The 19,750-nt window shown below is 50.2% G+C and carries 16 protein-coding genes; 6 read left to right on the top strand and 10 right to left on the bottom strand.

Going from position 1 to position 19,750, the window contains the following annotated elements; genetic code table 11:
- The first annotated feature begins 159 nt into the window (after positions 1–159).
- From EWA64_RS15625 to EWA64_RS15610, 4 genes are all read left to right on the top strand, one after another.
- Complete coding sequence (locus EWA64_RS15625; protein ID WP_061894090.1) at positions 160–1,473, top strand: TolC family outer membrane protein; 1,314 nt, start codon at positions 160–162, stop codon at positions 1,471–1,473.
- Entirely contained in the window at positions 1,473–2,090 is a 618-nt protein-coding gene (locus EWA64_RS15620; protein ID WP_061894089.1) for an OmpA family protein, read from the top strand. The genes EWA64_RS15625 and EWA64_RS15620 overlap by 1 nt, the downstream gene beginning before the upstream one ends.
- A 123-nt stretch (positions 2,091–2,213) precedes the next feature.
- Positions 2,214–2,564, top strand: a complete 351-nt coding sequence (locus EWA64_RS15615; protein ID WP_039426300.1) for a DUF2750 domain-containing protein — start codon at positions 2,214–2,216, stop codon at positions 2,562–2,564.
- 208 nt (positions 2,565–2,772) lie between these two features.
- Entirely contained in the window at positions 2,773–4,758 is a 1,986-nt protein-coding gene (locus tag EWA64_RS15610) for a tetratricopeptide repeat-containing diguanylate cyclase (protein WP_065860320.1), read from the top strand.
- Here EWA64_RS15610 and queC read toward each other — a convergent pair.
- Positions 4,709–5,395: a 7-cyano-7-deazaguanine synthase QueC gene (gene queC, locus EWA64_RS15605; RefSeq protein WP_061894088.1), complete on the bottom strand. Its 687-nt coding sequence runs from the start codon at positions 5,393–5,395 to the stop codon at positions 4,709–4,711. The genes EWA64_RS15610 and queC overlap by 50 nt on opposite strands.
- A gap of 12 nt (positions 5,396–5,407) precedes the next feature.
- Positions 5,408–6,076, bottom strand: coding sequence for a 7-carboxy-7-deazaguanine synthase QueE (queE, locus tag EWA64_RS15600; protein WP_082796640.1), 669 nt, complete (start codon positions 6,074–6,076; stop codon positions 5,408–5,410).
- Positions 6,077–6,240: 164 nt separating this feature from the next.
- Here queE and EWA64_RS15595 point away from each other — a divergent pair, with 164 nt between their 5' ends.
- On the top strand, positions 6,241–7,059 hold the full coding sequence (locus EWA64_RS15595; RefSeq protein WP_061894086.1) for a Cof-type HAD-IIB family hydrolase: 819 nt from the start codon (positions 6,241–6,243) through the stop codon (positions 7,057–7,059).
- A 60-nt stretch (positions 7,060–7,119) separates the two neighbouring features.
- Here the strand turns inward: EWA64_RS15595 and EWA64_RS15590 are convergent, their stop codons facing one another.
- From EWA64_RS15590 to EWA64_RS15555, 8 genes are all read right to left on the bottom strand, one after another.
- Complete coding sequence (locus tag EWA64_RS15590) at positions 7,120–8,544, bottom strand: bifunctional NUDIX hydrolase/phosphatase PAP2 family protein (protein WP_061894085.1); 1,425 nt, start codon at positions 8,542–8,544, stop codon at positions 7,120–7,122.
- A 204-nt stretch (positions 8,545–8,748) separates the two neighbouring features.
- The gene (locus EWA64_RS15585; RefSeq protein WP_061894084.1) at positions 8,749–9,234 is read right to left on the bottom strand and encodes a GNAT family N-acetyltransferase; all 486 of its coding nucleotides are present in this window, start codon (positions 9,232–9,234) and stop codon (positions 8,749–8,751) included.
- Positions 9,235–9,395: 161 nt separating this feature from the next.
- Positions 9,396–11,276, bottom strand: a complete 1,881-nt coding sequence (locus EWA64_RS15580) for a propionyl-CoA synthetase (protein WP_061894083.1) — start codon at positions 11,274–11,276, stop codon at positions 9,396–9,398.
- 25 nt (positions 11,277–11,301) lie between these two features.
- Positions 11,302–12,516 carry a 2-methylaconitate cis-trans isomerase PrpF gene (gene prpF, locus EWA64_RS15575; RefSeq protein ID WP_061894106.1) on the bottom strand — a complete coding sequence of 405 codons (1,215 nt, stop codon included), beginning with the start codon at positions 12,514–12,516 and terminating at the stop codon, positions 11,302–11,304.
- 56 nt (positions 12,517–12,572) lie between these two features.
- On the bottom strand, positions 12,573–15,170 hold the full coding sequence (gene acnD, locus EWA64_RS15570; protein ID WP_061894105.1) for a Fe/S-dependent 2-methylisocitrate dehydratase AcnD: 2,598 nt from the start codon (positions 15,168–15,170) through the stop codon (positions 12,573–12,575).
- A 166-nt stretch (positions 15,171–15,336) separates the two neighbouring features.
- The gene (gene prpC, locus EWA64_RS15565) at positions 15,337–16,467 is read right to left on the bottom strand and encodes a bifunctional 2-methylcitrate synthase/citrate synthase (protein ID WP_039462983.1); all 1,131 of its coding nucleotides are present in this window, start codon (positions 16,465–16,467) and stop codon (positions 15,337–15,339) included.
- Between the two features lie 164 nt (positions 16,468–16,631).
- Positions 16,632–17,531, bottom strand: coding sequence for a methylisocitrate lyase (prpB, locus tag EWA64_RS15560; protein ID WP_061894082.1), 900 nt, complete (start codon positions 17,529–17,531; stop codon positions 16,632–16,634).
- Between the two features lie 11 nt (positions 17,532–17,542).
- Positions 17,543–18,238, bottom strand: a complete 696-nt coding sequence (locus EWA64_RS15555; protein WP_061894104.1) for a GntR family transcriptional regulator — start codon at positions 18,236–18,238, stop codon at positions 17,543–17,545.
- 517 nt (positions 18,239–18,755) lie between these two features.
- Between EWA64_RS15555 and EWA64_RS15550 the strand changes: the two genes are divergently transcribed.
- Positions 18,756–19,727 carry a tripartite tricarboxylate transporter substrate binding protein gene (locus EWA64_RS15550; RefSeq protein WP_061894081.1) on the top strand — a complete coding sequence of 324 codons (972 nt, stop codon included), beginning with the start codon at positions 18,756–18,758 and terminating at the stop codon, positions 19,725–19,727.
- Positions 19,728–19,750: the final 23 nt, after the last annotated feature.

The following is a 19,750-nucleotide window of genomic DNA, read 5'->3' as shown; positions in this document are numbered from 1 at the left end:
AATTCGTTACAATGACTGATATTTTGCGATTGAGCACGCAAGCTCAGCATTGATTTAATGATTTGTTGCGCTAAAAAATTGACGTTTTATAGTGATCTTCTCAAAATTAAGACAGCTAATCTCTTAGACTTAGCGCAAACAACGAGTAGGAGAAATTGAGTGAAGTGGACCCGAATAAGCACATTAGCCGCTGGGTTAGTGATGTCACTTCCTGCTGTGGGGCAAACATTAGAGCAAGCGGTTGCCATTACGCTTGCCACCAACCCTGAAATAAAAAGTGCATTTAACGAGTTCTTAAGTAAGCAATATGCTAATCAGGCCTCTTCTGGCGCTTACTTGCCCAGAGTGGATTTAGAGGCAGGTGTCGGTTTCGAATCCATCAACCCTGCCGGTAATCCTCCTCGTGAATCAACCGATATGACACGCAAAGATGCCTCTTTAACCCTAACGCAACTGATTTGGGATGGTTCTGCCACACTCAATGATATGGATAGAACAGCAGCGGAAGCGGAGTCGCTACGTTACCAACTGTTAGCAGATGCGCAAGATAAAGCACTAGAGGTGACCAAAGTTTATCTGGATGCTGTGAAAGCGTACGAAATCTTAGCGCTTTCTGAAAGCAATCTCATGACTCACAAACGTATTTACAGTGACATTAAGAAACGAGTCAACTCTGGCATCGGTTCTACCGCAGATTTGTCTCAGGTCGAAGCTCGATTGGCGAAAGCGCACGGTAACTTAGCCGCTGCACAAAATAATTTGTTTGATTCTCATACTATGTTTACTCGTTTGGTTGGGCAAACACCACAATCACTGATTTTTCCACGAGCGGATCAAGAGCGAATTCCATTTACCGTCGATGAAGCGATTAGTCAGGCTTTTGAGCATCACCCGGTAATTAAGGTCGCAACGGTGGATGTCGATTCGGCCCGTTTTCAGTATAAGCAGACCAAAGGGCGCAACTATCCTACCTTTACGTTTGAAGCGTCACAGACTTGGCGTAGCGACGCAGGTGGCATTGAGGGACAGAGTGACGAGCTAACAGCCATGCTTCGTATGCGTTACAACTTGTACAACGGAGGAACGGATTCCGCGAACTCTGAAAGTGCCGTTTATCAACTCAACAAAGCAAAAGATCTTCGCGAAAGAAGTTACCGGAGCGTCGAAGAGGGTTTGCGCCTAGCTTGGAGTGCGCTTGACCTTACTTTGCAGCAGAAAGAGTTTTTGGCCGATCACGTTGACTCAGCATCCGATACAGTGATTGCTTACGAAAAGCAGTACCGTATTGGCAAACGCACTTTGCTGGATTTGTTAAACACCGAGAACGAACTGTTCGAAGCTCGCAAAGGTTACTTAGATGCTAAGTATGCAGAGCAATACGCCAAATTTCGTGTGATGAATGCGACTGGGCAATTGCTCGATACGCTGCGAGTCGATATCCCCAAAGAGTGGACCCAAAAGGTGGAATACTAATGAAATCATACACTTTACCTTTTGCCTTAGCTGCTGTTTTGGTATCTGCCTCCATACTGGCGGACGAATACGATTACCGCCCCACTCCGGTTGCAGATCAAATTGATGATTTACAAGACCAAGACAGAGATGGCGTAATTAACGCCCGCGATTTGTGCCCCGATACGCCAAGTACCGCGGAAGTTGATAACGATGGCTGCGGAACTTACATCAAAACCACGCAGCAGATGCAAATTCGGGTGTTATTTGCCAACAACTCCGACGTGATTAACCCGGTATTTCGCAGTCAAATCAAAGAACTGGCTGAGTTTTTGAAACTTTATCCATCCACGTCAATCGAACTGCAAGGTTTTGCCAGCCGTACGGGCAATGCAAAGCTAAACCTAGAGCTGTCTCAACGCCGAGCGGATAACGTTAAAGAGATGCTCATCAGTTATGGTATTTCATCAAACCGAGTGCGTATTGTCGGTTTTGGTGACAGTAAACTGGCGAATGATGGAGATGACGAAGTCAGCCACGCTTTGAATCGTCGCGTCGTGGCCTCCGTCGTTGGTCACAAAGGTGACATCAAAGAAGAGTGGACCATTTTTACCCGTCTACCAAAAAATAAGAAATAATCTTTAGGGGCGAAATAGCCCCTTATCTTCGTCGAGCCGCCACCAACGTAAACTCAGATACTCATTGGTAAGGCTGCGATAAAATGATACCCTACGCGGGTCTTTTCATATCGAGATTTTAAAATGAGCAAATTAACTGCGGATATTCAAGCGAATCTGGACCTTTTCATTCAAGAAACTCAAGAAACCAAGCTGGTTTGGGGCCTTCGAAATGAAGAAGGATGGCTGGCTTGTGACTCTTCAGAATTCGAAAATAGTGAAGTGATGCCGTTTTGGTCCGCGAAAGAAGATGCCATCGCACACAATGTAGAAGAGTGGGCTGATTTTGAAGTACTTGAAATTCCTCTTGATATTTTCGTTGAAGATTGGCTCATTACGTTAGATGAAGATGGCGTACTGGTCGGCATTAACTGGAACGCTCAGCTAGAAGGTAAAGAACTTGAGCCGGCTGAGCTGGCAAAAATGTATCTTTAATCGTTAAGCAATGTTTGCTTAATTGAGAGGCTGGCTCTGTACCAGCCTTTTTTACAGCTTTGCTGCACTGTAGATACATTTATCAACTCTGGTATATTGCTCTTTGATATACGACGTATTGTATATTTCACTATCTCGAATGCATCACACCTTTTCATTTACAAAAAGATATCATTCCTGTATCTCATTTTTACCATCAAATCAGCCCATGTTTAAACGCAAGCTACTACTTTGGCTCGCCATCAGTACTTTTTCTTGTATGACGCTCGCAGACAACAGCGGACTGCATCAGTGGCTAGGCGTCTACCAACAAAAACTCAGAGCCGATGACAATCGCGCCTTAGATCTCTTGCAAGATCGTTATTCCGCCCTCCTTCCAGGCGCGGAAAAGTTGTATGTGAGTGGCTTACTATTTGACTATCTTTCTGCACGCCATCAGCCCTATTATGGCGCGAGCCAAAACAAAGATACTCACTTCTCTCGCCAAGAATCACTGTACATACAAGCGCTATATGACCGACAGAAAGGCCTGTATGAACAAGCAGTTAAAGGTTTCACTGCCTTACTAAACCAAGCAACGCTGAACGAAGCACCAAAGTTGCAAGAACTACTTCAATACCAACTTTGCTATACGCTCAACGAACAAGGCGATTACCACAAAGCCAAGTTTTTCTGCTCTCAACTCAAGCGATTTGCCACTGAAGAGAGTGAATCTCTGTTACCGAAATATTTGGTTTATCGCGTGATCGCCAATAACGAACATTTCCGTGGCGAATTTGAGCAATCTCTTATCCACTATCAAGCGATGTTACGCCATTTACCTGCAAACGCAGATGTCTCTGGCGCTTACAACGATACTGGCAATTTGCTACGCGAATTAGGCCAATACGCGCAAGCCGAAGAGTATTTGCTTAAAGCCAAGGAAATTCGCGAAAGCGGGCATTCTCCGGCTGCCTTAGCACAAATATTGCACAGCCTCGCCGAACTCTATCACGATCGTGGCGATCAGCCGCAAGCAATCCTCTACTACGAGCAAGCACTCGCGATCTTGATTAAGGAAAATCACACCTTTGGTCTGGTCATGACGTATCTTGGTTTGGGGTCTCTCTATCTGCAAATGAATGATGCAGAGAAAGGGTCATACTATCTCGAACTCGCGCTTAAAGCGGCAGAAAAAGGGCAAAACCACCGTTTAGCTGCCGAAGTTCACTCTCGATTTAGCCTCGGTTATCTTGAGATGGGCAAGCTCAGCGAAGCGATGACGCACGCGACACAGGCTTATAACCTCGCAGTATCGATGGATATGCCCGTAATCGAAGCGAACGCCTTATTATTGCAGTCGAACATCGATGTGCTGCAAGGGAACTACCAGAAAGCCTATCAACACTACACGCAGTATTCCCAACTCGAACTTAGCTTCAGAGACAAAGATACTACGAAAGCGATTGAGGCATTGGATCTCGCACAAAAGCAATTCGACTATCAGTTACGCTTAACACAGCTTCAAAGTGACACTGAGCGTAAAATGCGCTTAGTAAAGAGTCTTGAACAAGAGAAGTTTCTCTACTCACTGTTGTTGATTGCGTTGGTGACTCTACTGCTCGTTTTGGCGTTAGCCAATCATCGCTACCGTAAGCAGCGACAAACCGATCGATTAACAACGGCGTTGAATCGCCGATCAATCATTGAGGCAATTGAAGCGCAAACGACCAACCGAGCTGCACATAAAGTGCCGGTACTGATTTTGTTTAATTTAGACCGTGTTAAAGCCGTTAATCGGGAGTTTGGCCACGCGTATGGCGATGAGCTATTACATACTATTGCTTGTAATCTTATCGCTCATCTTTTGCCGGGTGAGTTATTGGGACGACTCAATGGAACAGAGTTCATGGTGTTGCTGAAAGAGGTAGACGAGATAGATGTGCCAATGCGCGTTGAACAGCTAAACCAACGTATCGCCAGCAGCGTGATTCATGCAGAAACTGGCGAGCCGATCCAGCTTAACGCCTATATAGCCTATCTTGTTTTAGAGCGTTCAGCGCCAAGCTTCGACTGCGTCTATAACAAACTCGATTTCGCGCTCTCTCAACGGCAGAGAGAACGCAAAATAGGAGTCGTTGATGCGAGCCGTCTGCCGGTTACGCTTAAGCCTGTTTCTCAAGCAGTGATGCCATCACAAGCGGTTGGTTATTAAGGTAGTCATCAAGCCCCGCTTTACGCAAGTGACATGATGGGCAATCACCGCAGCCATCGCCGATCACACCGTTGTAACAGGTCAAGGTTTTCTCCCTCACCAGTTGCAACGCTTTATTTTGATCGGCCAATGCCCACGTCTCCGCTTTGTTTAACCACATCAGAGGCGTTTTAATGGTCAAGGCTTTATCCATCCCTTTAACCAACGCACTGTTCATTGCTTTGACAAAATCGTCACGGCAATCGGGGTAGCCAGAAAAATCGGTTTCGCACACGCCCGTAATCACTGTATCAGCACCGATTTGGTAGGCGTAAATGCCTGCCAAAGTCAGGAAGAGAATGTTGCGCCCGGGCACAAAAGAGTTCGGTAATCCATTGGCTTGAAGCTCATGCGAAACAGGAATGTCATCACGCGTCAGCGAGCTAATTGCCAGCTCATTGAGCAATGTTACATCCATCACTTTGTGTGCTTTGACACCCAAGTCCGCGGCAAGTTGTTGTGCAACTTCAATCTCCAAACGATGGCGCTGACCATAATCAAAGGTGATGGCATGGACCTCATCATACTCATTCAGAGCTTGCACAAGACAAGTGGTTGAGTCTTGACCACCACTAAAAACCACTACCGCTTTATTCATCGCTTATCCCTTCTAGGCAATACTTAAATATTTGTGGGTTTGAACCGATAAACGCCAGTTACGCGCAATACAAGTCTCAATACACAATTGCGTCGCTCTGGCTTTCTGGCTAATCGGTTGCAGGGCTATCGTCGTTGTTGCTGGCACTTGGGCTCTCGCCAACAACACGTCTAACTGTTCAATGTCTTTTTCTGTGCCGACCGGATGTTTGATTTCATTGGCTCGCAGTAAAGCGCTATCAAGCACGGGCAATTTGCCTTTCATCGCCACTTTGGGTGACACTGTCACCCAAGTTGCAGGCGAGGTCTGCACGGGATAGGTACCACTTGTTTCGATTTGGCATTGGCAGCCGATCGCTTCAAACGCCTCGGTTAGAGAAGTTAAGTCATAAATGCATGGCTCGCCGCCGGTGATCACTATGTGTTTGGCATTGAAACCTTGCTGTTGATACTGAGCCACAATCTCCTCGGCGTCAGCATTACACCAACTTGGGCTATCTCCCGATTTGAGAATGATTTCGCCAAACGTGCGTTGATCCTGCTCTAAAGCCTGCCAAGTTTGTTTGGTATCACACCAAGAACAGCCTACTGGGCACATTTGCAAACGGACGAACACCGCTGGCACACCAGTAAAAACGCCTTCACCCTGAATGGTTTCAAACATCTCGTTAACTTTATACAACTTAACTCTCAACCCTAACAATAATTCGCAAGGCGCAGACCTTAAAGGAGTCCCGCTCTCAGGTCAAATTAATCTGCTGGGAAGACAAAAATTCAGTGTTAATCCGTCTCGTTTTGGTGTTTCATTACCACTTTGTCTTCTTCTTCAAAGTTTAGTAGGTAAGTATGTTCAAGTTAATTGCGCTGGATATGGATGGCACTTTGCTCAACAGCGACAAGCAAATCTCCGACGAAAATAAGGCGGCGATTACGCGTGCTCGCGCGGCAGGCGTGACGGTAGTACTGGCTTCAGGCCGTCCACTGGAAGGCATGCAAGACAAGCTGGATGAGCTCGATATCTCCTCAGACCGTGACTTTGTTCTTTTCTATAACGGCTCGATGGTAAAGAACGTCGGCACTGGCGAATTAATCCATGAACAAATTATCGATGGCAAAAGCGCGAAGCAGCTTGCCCGCTTAGCAGAAAAACTCGGCGTTTACGTTCATGCCTTCAGCAAGGAGCACGGTTTGATTACCCCTCAAACTAACCCTTACACAGAAATAGAAGCCAAGATCAATGGCTTGCCAATCACTGAAATGAACTTCGACGCACTCGCAGACGATCACCCAATCATCAAAACGATGATGGTTGCCGAGCCGTCGCTGCTCACCGAAACCATCGCCAAACTGCCTAGTGAGCTGCACCAACAGTTTACCGTGGTGCAAAGTGCTCCATTCTTCTTAGAGTTTCTTAATCCATTGAGCAACAAAGGCATTGGTGTCGCGGCAATTGCCGAGCATCTCGGCATTAAAGCGGAAGAAGTGATCTGTATGGGCGATGCGGAGAACGATCACCATATGCTGCAATACGCGGGCGTAGGCGTGGCAATGGCCAATGCGATGGAACAGACAAAAGCGATTGCCGATTACATCACCGCATCCAACAATGATCACGGCGTCGCCAGAGCGATCGAAAAATTTGTTTTTCCGAGTGAGCAGGGTTAACTCATCACCCAAAATAAACGCCTCAGTCGAGGCGTTTATTTTGATCTCACAGGAAATTGCTTACGCTTCTCTAGCCTTGCAAAGTGGCAACATCAGTAGCATTGCGGCCAAGAGAGATAATGGATAACGCAGCGTTTGTAAAATATAAGAATAGAGCCCGCTAGAAGAAAAGTGGGTTTGCAGCAAAGTGACCAACAGGTTAAGCGTTAGCAGCACCACAATCAGCACTAACGCACGCGGTTGAGTTAAACTGCACGCTTTTTTGCGCCACATCAGCACCAGAAGCGGCATCAACATCAATGTAGCAAGCCAAGCGGAAAAGACCGGCAACGGCCAGATGAAAGTCAAGCCAACAGCCACGGCGACAAGTGCTCCCCACACTAAAGGAGAGGCAAACAGTTGTCCCAAATCCAGCTCCGCTTTTTGTTGCAAACGAAGCAAATGCCAAGCAACCAAAGCGCCCAATAGTGCGCCAATCAGCAGATCAGAAAGAAACTCAGCTCCGGCATAAAACCGACCTAAAGCGACCAAAACGATAGCCCCAAACGCCCATTTGCCCCACACTTCCCCCCCTTCCCTCTGCGTAATCAGCAACGTCAAGCAGACCCAAACGGCCATTGAAGCGCTGGGAAAACTAAAACCTGAGCTTGGAAGCAACTCCGTATTAGGCAGATACACATGGGGCCGAGGCATCGCAAAGCCTTGCTGCGCAACCAAAGCCAGTAATGAAGTGACGGTCACTGCAAACAGCGCATGCAAGGTAAAATCTCGTCCGAAGCGCCAGAAAATGAGCGGCATGACCACCAAAAGCAGGGTGGGAGTGGTGAGATAAAAAGCCAGATGTGCAACGGCCATGGCAATGGATGACAACACTTGCGATTGCGCCGACCAAGATTGGCTAGCGGCTAACCAACCAAGGCCAATTTGACGATACGATGGCGCGGCCTCTTTGAGATCGCGCACATAACTGGCGGGTTGATTGGTGGCACGAGTAAACATTTCACTGACCAGCGGCCACTGTTGGGGAAAACGGTACTGCTCCGCTTTGAGAGCCGTTGGCTCAAGCAGCATCGCGGAAGCAATTTCTACTCCATAATGCGGCGCAAACCAAATAGGTAAGGTATTTCCACCTAACGCATGCTGAGTGTTGTAAGCGACGATCGGCGAGTCCGACACACAATCATAAAATACCGCGGTATCACTGTAGCCCAGCGCTTCCCCCACCGTCACCACTAGGCCAGTTTCTTCCCACACTTCTCTTTGCGCCGCTTCGGGTGGCGGCTCACCAGCGCTGATGGTTCCACCGGGCAGCGAAATTTGACCGGTCAAAATTTCATTCACCAGCAATAACTTGTTGTCGACACGCACAATGCAGAGCGCGCCTTTAATTCCTTCGGGTAATGGTGTTGGCAATCCAGCGGCAGAAAATGCGCTGTAAAATAGAGAAAAGACGCCAAGGGTGATGATGAAGGCTCGTTTTAACACGTGTGAAAACCTTTGAATTGCATGTCGATCTGGCGTTGCATCTAAACTCGACAGAATGTTTTAGTGAGCAACAATAAGAAAATTTGTCGTCATGATGGCAGGAAGTCAGATTTTTTTCGACAAAAATTAAGCGCACAAATAGAAAAACATCCCGCAATGGGAGACTGAGCAAATTGCCAAACTGAATGCGAACTGTCAGAAGCGTTATTTCCCGCTGGTGAGCGCTTTTCGCAGCCAATGAATATGATGCTGAAAACCCGATTTTTGATAAAGCGCGATCGCATTCTGATTAAAATGCCACACTTCGACAAACACTTGGCTGACTCCGTAGTCAGTGAAGGTTTGCTCGATTTTTTGCAGTAGCGTTTGCGCGATGCCCTTATGGCGATAGGCATTTACAACAAACAGTTCGTCGACACTGCCCATTGGCAAAGGTTGACTCACGGTCGAAATCAGCTCGCAAAAGTGTCCGCTGACAAAACCAATCACCTCTTCATCTCGCTTTGCGACAAAAACCAAACATTCCGGGTCATCCAGATAGCGAGCAATGCTTTTCTCTTGTTCAATCTCTTCGGCAGTTTTGAAAAATTCGGGACATTGCTGATGGTGCTCGTCATGCAGAGCAAACATCAGGTCATTGAGCGCGTCGATGTCGTTTGGCTGTGCTGGTGAGATGGTGAAGTCGTTCATGGAGAGATCAATCAATTGCAAAACGACAGTGTGTCGCGCGCAAAGGAGGATAGCAAGATAATTTGTTGTTGCTCCGACAGTTATCGCTCTGGAGGGGCGCAATGAAATAAGCCAGTCCAGCCTTTGTACTGGCAGGACTGGCTCTTGTCTTTGTACCGTCATCACTCTCGATGCAGCACCTTCTCGATTTCATTCAAGCTAGAAGGGTCATCAATGGTGGAGGGAACGACGTATTGCTCACCATCTGCGATCTGGCGAATGGTGCGGCGCAATATTTTACCCGAGCGGGTTTTGGGCAAACGCTCGACAACCATGGCATGTTTAAAGCAGGCCACCGCACCAATCTCATTTCGCACTTTGCCGATGAGCTCTTGCTCCAACTGCAGTTCATCGACTTTGACACCATCTTTGAGCACCACAAACCCGATTGGCAACTGCCCTTTCAGTTCATCGTGCACACCCACCACCGCGCATTCCGCCACCGCTGGGTGCGCGCCGACGATCTCTTCCATTTCACCGGTCGAGAGGCGGTGACCAGCGACGTTAATCACATCGTCAATGCGGCCCATGATGAACAGGTAACCATCTTCATCCAGATAACCGCCATCACCTGAGACGTAGTAACCTGGGAATTGTGACAAATAACCGGACTCAAAACGGTCGTGATTGCGCCACACAGTCGGCAAACAGCTTGGCGGCAACGGACGTTTCAGCGCCACAAAGCCTTGCTGATTCGGCGGCAGCACCTCGCCGAGTTCATTGAGGATTTCCACTTGATAACCCGGAATCGGCTTAGTCGCTGAACCCGCTTTAATCGGCATCAGTTCAATGCCCGTTGGGTTGCCGGCAATCGCCCAGCCCGTTTCGGTTTGCCACCAGTGGTCAATGACCGGTTTGTCGGTTTGCGATTCGACCCATTCTAAAGTTGGCGGATCCAAACGTTCACCCGCCATGAAGATGGTTTTCACGCTCGACAGGTCATAGTGCTTAAGATACTCGCCATTCGGATCTTCTTTCTTGATGGCTCGGAAAGCCGTTGGCGCCGAGAACAGTGCAGTGACTTTGTATTCCTGACACACGCGCCAGAAGGCACCTGGATCCGGCGTACGCACCGGTTTACCTTCGTACAAAATGGTTGTGCAGCCGTGAATCAGCGGCGCATACACAATGTAAGAATGCCCCACCACCCAGCCCACATCCGATGCGGCCCAGAACACGCCATTTTGCGGCATGTTGTAAATACAGCTCATCGAGTATTTCATCGCGACAGCATGACCGCCGTTGTCACGCACCACCCCTTTGGGTTTGCCCGTCGTTCCTGAGGTGTACAGAATGTAAAGCGGGTCCGTTGCCAGAACGGGCACACACGCATGCGGCAGCGCGCTTTGAATCAGCGTGTTCCATTCCAAATCGCGTTCACTGGTTAAATCGGCCGGGCATTCCGGGCGTTGATACACCAACACTTTTTCCGGTTTCCAACGACTGTCGATGATCGCTTTATCGACCATCGGCTTATAAGGGATCACTTTGTTGACTTCTATGCCGCAAGAGGCCGTCATGATGACTTTGGGTTCGGCGTCTTCAATACGCACCGCCAGCTCGTTTGGCGCAAAGCCGCCAAACACCACCGAGTGAATGGCGCCCAAACGCGCACACGCCAGCATCGCCATCGCCGCTTCCGGGATCATCGGCATATAGATGATTACGCGATCGCCTTTGGTGACGCCCTGCTCGGCCAACATGCCCGCCACGCGCGCGACACAATCCCGCAGCGCGGTGTAGCTGTATCGCTGCTTTTTGCCCGTCACCGGCGAATCATAAATCAGCGCCGTTTGGTCGCCGCGACCCTGTTCACAGTGGTAATCCAGTGCCAACCACGAGGTGTTGAGCAAACCATCCGGGAACCAGCGTTCAATACCGTGTTCGTCTTTTTGCAAAATGGTTTGAGGGAATTCAAACCAGTCGATGTTTTGGGCTTGAGCTTTCCAGAACGCTTGCGGCTCATCCTTTGCCCATTGATATTCCTTTAAATATGCAGACATGGTGCTTCTCCTTGATTGTTCTGGCTTAGCCGTGGTTGATGTTTTCTGCGGGCACTCGCACCCAGCCTTCCATCAAAATACGTGCGCTGCGACCCATCACGGCTTTTTCTACCACCCAACCTTGCGTCGTTTCGCTTGCACTGGCGCCAACTTTTAATGTTCCCGAAGGGTGACCAAAGGTCACCGACGTTTTCTCTCCGCCACCGGCGGCCAAATTCACCAACGTTCCTGGCACACACGCCGCGGCAGCGATGGCAACGGCAGCGGTTCCCATCATGGCGTGATGTAATTTGCCCATCGACAACGCGCGCACCAGTACATCGACATCACTGGCCACAACGGATTTGCCGCTGGATGCGGTGTAAGTTTGTGGTTTGGAGACAAAGGCAATTTTGGGCGTATGCTGACGGGTTTGCGCTTCGCTGAGGTCTTGAATCAGCCCCATTTTCAGCGCGCCGTAGGCACGAATGGTTTCAAACATCGCCAGCGCTTTGCTGTCGTTGTTGATGTCATCCTGAAGCTCCGTGCCCTGATAGCCAATCGACGCGGCATCAACAAAAATCGTCGGAATGCCCGCATTGATTAACGTGGCGTTAAATGTGCCTACGCCCGGAACATCAAGATCATCGACCAAATTTCCGGTCGGGAACATAGAGCCTTCACCGTCGGCCGGGTCCATGAAATCGACCTGAATTTCCGCCGCTGGGAAAGTCACGCCATCGAGTTCAAACTCGCCCGTTTCCTGCACCAAGCCATCTTTGATCGGCACATGTACGACGATGGTTTTGCTGATGTTGACCTGCCACACGCGCACCTCAACCACACCGTTGTGAGGAATGCGCTCTGGCTCAATGAATCCGGCGTAAATTGCAAACGGACCAATCGCCGCCGACAGATTGCCGCAGTTACCGCTCCAGTCGACAAACGCTTTATCAATCGACACTTGTCCAAACAGATAATCGACGTCATGACCCGCTTGAGCACTTTTCGACACAATCACGGTTTTACTGGTGCTTGAAGTGGCGCCGCCCATGCCGTCAATCTGTTTGCCGTACGGATCCGGGCTGCCAATCACACGCATGAGTAAGCGATCACGCGCGGCGCCCGCAACCTGCGCCGCTGGCGGCAGATCGCCCAGACGGAAAAATACCCCTTTGCTGGTGCCGCCACGCATGTACGTCGCGGGCACTCGGATTTGAGAAGACTCTCGGTTTTGAAAAGATAGGGGCTGAGACAGCATCTCAGCGGTGGTCCATGGAGAAGCGGTGCTGACATTGCTCATTGCATCACTCCTTCTCAGTTCGCCAAAAAGTCTTGCGCAAAACGCTGCAGCACACCGCCTGCGTTATACACATGCACTTCATCGGCGGTATCCAAACGGCATGTCACCGCGACGTCCAGCTTCTCGCCGTTTTGACGAGTGATCACCAGCGCCAAATCGCAGCCCGGCTTGATGTCACCCACCACGTCGTACAGTTCGGTGCCATCGAGTCCCAGCGTGAGGCGATTCACGCCCTCTTTGAATTGCAGTGGCAACACGCCCATGCCGACCAGGTTGGTACGGTGGATGCGCTCAAAACCTTCGGCGACAATCGCTTCCACACCGGCTAAACGCACACCTTTGGCCGCCCAGTCGCGCGAAGACCCTTGGCCGTAGTCGGCGCCCGCCACAATGATCAGCGGCTGTTTGCGCTGCATGTAGGTTTCAATCGCTTCCCACATGCGCGTCACTTTGCCGTCCGGTTCGATACGCGCAAGCGAACCTTGCACCACCTCGCCATGCTCTTTAACCATTTCGTTGAACAGTTTCGGGTTGGCAAACGTTGCGCGTTGCGCCGTCAGATGATCGCCGCGGTGCGTCGCGTAGGAGTTAAAATCCTCTTCCGGCACGCCCATTTTGGTCAGGTATTCACCAGCCGCGCTGCTGGCCAGAATCGCGTTTGATGGCGACAGGTGGTCGGTGGTGATGTTGTCACCCACCACCGCCAATGGGCGCATGCCTTTAAGCGTGCGTTCACCCGCCAGTGCGCCTTCCCAATACGGCGGACGGCGAATGTAGGTACTCATTGGGCGCCAGTCGTACAGTGGATTGCTGTTTTGCTCGGCGTCATCGAGTTTAAACATTTGAATGTAGACTTGATTGAACTGCTCAGGTTTAACGTGCTGATTCACAATCGCATCAATCTCTTCATCGCTTGGCCAGATATCGTTGAGGTAAATCGGCTTACCGTTGGCATCATGCCCCAGCGCATCGCGCTCGATATCAAAGCGAATCGTACCCGCCAGCGCATAAGCCACCACCAACGGTGGCGAGGCCAGAAACGCTTGTTTGGCGTAGGGGTGAATCCGACCATCAAAGTTACGGTTGCCCGACAACACGGCGGTCGCGTACAGATCGCGAACGATGATCTCTTGTTGGATCGTCGGATCCAGCGCGCCACTCATGCCGTTACAGGTGGTACACGCATACGCCACGATGCCAAAGCCCAACTTTTCCAATTCAGGCAGCAGATTGGCTTCTTCAAGATACAATTTTGCGACTTTGGAACCCGGCGCAAACGAGGTTTTCACCCACGGTTTACGCACCAAGCCCAGTTCATTGGCTTTTTTCGCCACCAAGCCAGCCGCGACCACGTTGCGTGGATTACTGGTGTTGGTACATGAGGTAATCGCGGCGATGATCACAGCACCATCAGGCATTTCGCCCGCTTTTTCTTCCCATTTTCCGGCGATGCCGCGCTCAACGAGTTGTGAGGTAGGCAAGCGGCGATGCGGGTTGGAAGGCCCAGCCAAGTTACGTTCTACTTGGGAGAGATCAAACGTCAGCACGCGTTCGTATTGCGCCGTCTCCAGTGCATCCGCCCACAAGCCAGTTTGTTTGGCGTACTGTTCAACCAGCGCCACTTGTTCGGCATCGCGGCCAGTCAGTTTCAGGTAGTTGATGGTCTGCTCATCAATGTAGAACATGCCCGCGCTGGCACCATATTCCGGAGTCATGTTGGAAATCGTCGCGCGGTCGCCGATGGTGAGCTGTTTCGCCCCTTCACCGAAAAATTCGAGATAAGACGACACCACGCGTTCGCCGCGCAGAAATTCGGTGATCGCCAAGACGATGTCGGTGGCGGTAATGCCCGGTTTGCGTTTGCCGGTCAGTTTCACGCCGACGATGTCCGGCAGGCGCATCATGGATGGGCGACCGAGCATCACGGTTTCAGCTTCCAAACCGCCGACGCCAATCGCGATGACGCCAAGAGAATCGACGTGCGGCGTGTGGCTGTCAGTGCCGACACACGTATCAGGAAACGCCACGCCGTTTTTCAGTTGCACCACGGGCGACATTTTTTCCAGGTTGATCTGGTGCATGATGCCGTTGCCGGCAGGAATCACGCTGACGTTTTTAAACGCGGTTTTACACCATTCGATGAAGTGAAAACGATCTTCGTTGCGGCGATCTTCAATCGCGCGGTTTTTCTCAAACGCATCCGGTTCAAACCCTGCGTGTTCGACCGCAAGCGAGTGGTCAACAATCAGCTGCGTTTCCACCACCGGGTTCACTTTGGCCGGATCGCCGCCCTGCTCTGCGATCGCATCGCGCAGGCCAGCCAAATCAACCAACGCCGTTTGGCCAAGAATGTCGTGACACACCACGCGCGCCGGATACCAGGGGAAATCAAGGTCGCGTTTGCGTTCAATCAGTTGTTTCAGGGAGTCTGTCAGTGCTTCGGGTTCGCAGCGGCGAACCAAGTTTTCAGCCAGAACGCGCGAGGTATAAGGCAGCGTCGCGTAGGCACCGGGCGCAATTGCGTTGACCGCTTCTTCGGCATCGAAATAACTGATATTTGTGCCGGGCAGCAGTTTGCGGTATTGGCTGTTCGTTTCGTTTTGAGTGGTCATAGTATCCATCCGATTCATTACTATTCCCTTGCCACTTAAAGCAGAAAGCGTGTTGCCAGTACTTTAAGTTGTTTGGGCTTCACAACCGTGGCAGGCAAATTCGCCCTTCGGCGAACCGCATTAAATTGATGATCGCACCTATTGGGCACGGTCATTCCTTGGCGAGTTAGCCGCGTTTTTCAATCGGCAACCATTGCTGATGATCCGGACCAACATAGTCAGCACTTGGACGAATGATGCGGTTGTTCGCACGCTGCTCGTACACGTGGGCAGCCCAGCCCGTCAAACGGCTCATCACGAAAATTGGCGTGAAGAGTTTGGTTGGAATACCCATGAAGTGATAAGCGGAGGCGTGGAAGAAATCGGCGTTACAGAACAAGCCCTTCTCGCGTTTCATTACCGCTTCAACGCGCTCAGAAACAGCATAGAGTTGGGTGTCACCGACTTTTTCGGACAATTCTTTCGACCAGCGTTTGATCAGGGCGTTACGCGGATCGCTCTCACGGTAAATCGCGTGACCAAAGCCCATGATTTTCTCTTTGTTTTCCAGCATGCGCAGAATGTTTTGTTCTGCTTCATCCGGCGTTTTCCAGTTCTCGATCATCTCCATCGCCGCTTCGTTCGCGCCGCCATGCAGCGGGCCACGCAGCGTGCCGATCGCGCCTGTCACGCACGAGTGAATATCAGACAGCGTGGAAGCACAGACGCGAGCCGTGAACGTAGATGCGTTGAACTCGTGCTCTGCGTACAGAATCAACGAGCAGTGCATCACTTGTTTGAACAGATCGCTTGGCGCTTTGTCAGTCAGCATTTTTAGGAAGTAACCGCCGATACAGTCTTCGCTGGTGTCTTCGGTATCAATGCGCACACCATCATGGCTAAAGCGATACCAGTAACAGATGATGGCCGGAAACAGCGCCAGCATGCGTTCTGTCGCTGCAAGCTGCTGTGAAAAATCTTGTTCAGTTTCCAGGTTACCCAGCATTGAACAACCCGTCCGCATCACGTCCATCGGATGCGCATCAGCCGGAATACGCTCCAGCACTTCTTTCAGTGGCTGAGGCAGGCCGCGCAGGCCAATCAGACGGGTTTTGTATTGGTCCAGTTCGGCTTGCGTTGGCAAATGACCGACCAACAGTAGATGAGCAACTTCTTCAAATTGAGCGTTATTTGCCAGATCTGTGATGTCATAACCACGATAGGTCAGACCGGTTCCAGTTTTACCAACGGTACATAAAGCAGTGCTTCCAGCGCTTTGACCACGTAGACCTGCTCCGCCTAGCTCTTTCGATGACATGTCGAACTCCTTTTCTTGCTGCGCTTTAGATTCTGGTGAATCGACCTCATTGGATCAGCGTATGCTCAATGGCGCAGCGGTTTCACGTTATTGGGTTTGGCCCTTAAGGGCTCTGTGTACAATTTCCGACTTTTTCTTGGGCTTCCCCACCAAAAGGCTTCCTTTTAGGAGGATTTTTCTGAAAACAGCTGATCCAGCTTGTCTTCGTAATCATGATAGTTGAGGTATTTATACAGCTCTTTGCGCGTCTGCATCTGCCCCAGCAGCGCTTCCTGATTCCCCACTTCCAGCAGATGGCGATACACCATCTCGGCTGCTTTGTTCATCGCGCGAAATGCGCTCAGCGGGTAAAGCACCATATCCACTTTCGCTTTGGCGAGTTCTTCACCGCCGTACAGCGGCGTTTGGCCAAACTCGGTGATATTGGCCAGAATCGGCACATGCTTACCTGTGGCAGCTTGTAGCGCCGTTGAGAACTGCTCATACTGCTGCAGCTCTGTCATCGCTTCCGGGAAAATCATGTCAGCGCCTGCTTCCACACACGCAATCGCACGCTCAATCGCACTGTCCATACCTTCCACCGCCAGCGCATCGGTACGTGCCATGATGACAAATTCTGGATTACTGCGCGCATCCACCGCTGCTTTGACGCGGTCCACCATCTCTTGTTGACTGACAATCGCTTTGTTTGGACGGTGACCACAGCGTTTTTGCGCCACCTGATCTTCCATGTGCACCGCCGCTGCGCCAGCTTTTTCCATCGCCTTGATGGTGCGGGCAATGTTAAACGCGCCGCCAAAACCGGTGTCGATGTCGACCAATAAAGGCAGATCACACGCATTGGTGATGCGTTCCACGTCCACCAGCACATCGTTGAGTGTCGTTATGCCGAGATCCGGCAAGCCATAAGAGGCGTTAGCGATACCACCACCAGAGAGATAGATCGCCTGATGACCGAGTTTTTTCGCCATCATGGCGCAATATGGGTTGATCGTGCCGACAATTTGTAGCGGATCGTTTTGTTGGACGGCGAGTCTAAACTTCGCCCCGGGGGATAAATTCATCACATTTTCCTCTAATCTTGCAGAATATGTTGTTCAATTAGTTTCCTACTGCCTGAAATATGGCGTCTCATCAGCATTTCTGCCAGTTCTTCATCACGATTACGGATCGCTTGCAAAATATACTTATGTTCATCCAACGCTTCTTTGGGTCGTGATTGAGCTCTGGGTGATTGATAACGGTACATGCGCAGCAGGTGGTAGAGCTCGTCACACAGCAAAGCGATGAGCTTGCGATTACGACTCGCTTTGATGATCCGGTAGTGAAAATCAAAGTCACCGTGTTGATGGAAGTACGAAGATCCTTCCACTTCGTCGATATGTTTCGAATGGGTCGAAAGCAGCAGCTCCAAACTCAGCAACTCTTCTTGAGTGATGTAACGTGCGGCCAATCGGGCTGCCATGCCCTCCAATGCTTCGCGCACCGCGTACAGCTCAATCAGTTTTTCTGGAGAGAAGGTAATCACGCGCGCGCCAACATGCGGAACGCGTTCAATCAAACCCAGCCCCTCCACCCGCATGATCGCTTCACGCAATGGCCCACGACTCACTTGATAATGTTTTGCCAGCTCCGGCTCGGAGATTTTACTCCCCGGCAGCATGTCGCCGTTGATGATGGCTTCGACCAACAGCTCCGTCAGTGTCTCTGACTTGGTATTTTCTTTCTCGTTTACTGGCACTTTAAGGTGAGCTCTCTCTTCGACATTCATTTTCATCACGCTTCCAGACACGCTTATGTGTCTACACCCTTATCTCTTGACGCTAACATAGCGCATAAAAGTGTCGACAATCAAGCCAATTGTCGACACTTTAGACTAAGGTATATATCTCAATGGTTATATTAAAAACGCCAATCAATTGAAGAAACTTGCCAAAATCAGCTCAGCGCAACCTTTCATCTTATTGTTTTTATTGATTTAAAATATTCAACAGCAACATCTTCACTGATAAGCAAAGTATCAGTGACAAAAAACTCTGAGCAAACAAAAATGGGAAATTGTCGACAGTTTTTGTCATTGGGCAAAAACGCAAGAGATGGTGTGAACTTTATGCACAAAATTCACTTTATGACCGTTATTTTTTTTAACTTCCTATTAGAGACATTTTGTTAACATGTTTTTAACCTTTCTCTATTCCTGCGACACAGATGCTGTGGTAGTGGGAAAAAACCATAACGATAAGCAGCTTCCTCTTCGCGAGGAAGCGCCGACATAAGGAACGTGAAACATGTTTAAGGCACTCAAACCGACTCTGGCAGCCTCAATCATCGCCGCTACTTTTTCTCTGAACACTTTTGCCGCTGATATTGAGAAGATCCACTTTCTGATCCCAGGTGGTGCAGGCGGCGGCTGGGATATGACCGCACGCGGTACAGGGGATGTACTGATGAAAGCGGAGATTGTCGACAAGGTCTCCTATCAAAACCTTTCCGGTGGTGGTGGCGGCAAAGCGATTGCGCATCTGATTGAAACGGCCAAACGCCAAGAAGACACGCTGATGGTCAACTCAACGCCGATCGTTGTTCGCTCGCTCAGCGGCGTGTTTCCGCAATCGTTCCGAGATTTGACGCCTGTCGCTGCCACAGTGGCAGACTACGGCGCCATCGTGGCGTCAGCAGATTCGAAGTACAACACTTGGGAAGATGTAGTGAAAGATTTCGCCTCAAATCCTCTCAAAGTGAAAGTAGCAGGCGGCTCTGCACGAGGCTCCATGGACCACCTTGTTGCTGCCGCTGCGTTTAAAGGTCAAGGTTTTGAAGCCAAGGATGTACGCTACATTGCTTATGATGCTGGTGGTAAAGCGATGGCGGCGCTACTTTCTGGAGAAACTCAGTTGCTTTCCACCGGACTTGGCGAAGTACTGGAAATGTCTAAAGCTGGCCAAGTCAAGGTGCTAGCGGTAACAGCGCCCAAACGCCTTGAAGCCGCGCCCAACATTCCAACACTGACTGAATACAACAACCCAACCGTCTTTGCCAACTGGCGTGGTTTCTTTGCCGCACCGGGCGTGAGCCAAGAGAAAATCAACGAGTGGAATGCCGCGCTCACCAAGATGTACGCCACCGAAGATTGGAAAGTGGTGCGCGATCGCAATGGTTGGATTGACAACTACAAAGCAGACAAAGAGTTCTATGCCTTCCTTGAAGAACAAGAGAAGCAGATGGGCGACCTGATGCGCGAACTCGGCTTTTTGAAATAATCCAGACGGGGCAGGTTTCCCCC

Source organism: Vibrio cidicii (assembly GCF_009665415.1).
Lineage (GTDB): Bacteria > Pseudomonadota > Gammaproteobacteria > Enterobacterales > Vibrionaceae > Vibrio > Vibrio cidicii.
This window is presented reverse-complemented; position numbering and strand designations above follow the sequence as displayed.

Coding starts and splice junctions, on each gene's coding strand:
- EWA64_RS15620 (WP_061894089.1), top strand. CDS start 1,473: ATGAAATCATACACTTTACCTTTTGCCTTAGCTGCTGTTTTGGTATCT.
- EWA64_RS15615 (WP_039426300.1), top strand. CDS start 2,214: ATGAGCAAATTAACTGCGGATATTCAAGCGAATCTGGACCTTTTCATT.
- EWA64_RS15610 (WP_065860320.1), top strand. CDS start 2,773: ATGTTTAAACGCAAGCTACTACTTTGGCTCGCCATCAGTACTTTTTCT.
- queC (WP_061894088.1), bottom strand. CDS start 5,395: ATGAATAAAGCGGTAGTGGTTTTTAGTGGTGGTCAAGACTCAACCACT.
- EWA64_RS15595 (WP_061894086.1), top strand. CDS start 6,241: ATGTTCAAGTTAATTGCGCTGGATATGGATGGCACTTTGCTCAACAGC.
- EWA64_RS15585 (WP_061894084.1), bottom strand. CDS start 9,234: ATGAACGACTTCACCATCTCACCAGCACAGCCAAACGACATCGACGCG.
- EWA64_RS15580 (WP_061894083.1), bottom strand. CDS start 11,276: ATGTCTGCATATTTAAAGGAATATCAATGGGCAAAGGATGAGCCGCAA.
- prpF (WP_061894106.1), bottom strand. CDS start 12,516: ATGCTGTCTCAGCCCCTATCTTTTCAAAACCGAGAGTCTTCTCAAATC.
- acnD (WP_061894105.1), bottom strand. CDS start 15,170: ATGACCACTCAAAACGAAACGAACAGCCAATACCGCAAACTGCTGCCC.
- prpC (WP_039462983.1), bottom strand. CDS start 16,467: ATGTCATCGAAAGAGCTAGGCGGAGCAGGTCTACGTGGTCAAAGCGCT.
- prpB (WP_061894082.1), bottom strand. CDS start 17,531: ATGAATTTATCCCCCGGGGCGAAGTTTAGACTCGCCGTCCAACAAAAC.
- EWA64_RS15555 (WP_061894104.1), bottom strand. CDS start 18,238: ATGAATGTCGAAGAGAGAGCTCACCTTAAAGTGCCAGTAAACGAGAAA.
- EWA64_RS15550 (WP_061894081.1), top strand. CDS start 18,756: ATGTTTAAGGCACTCAAACCGACTCTGGCAGCCTCAATCATCGCCGCT.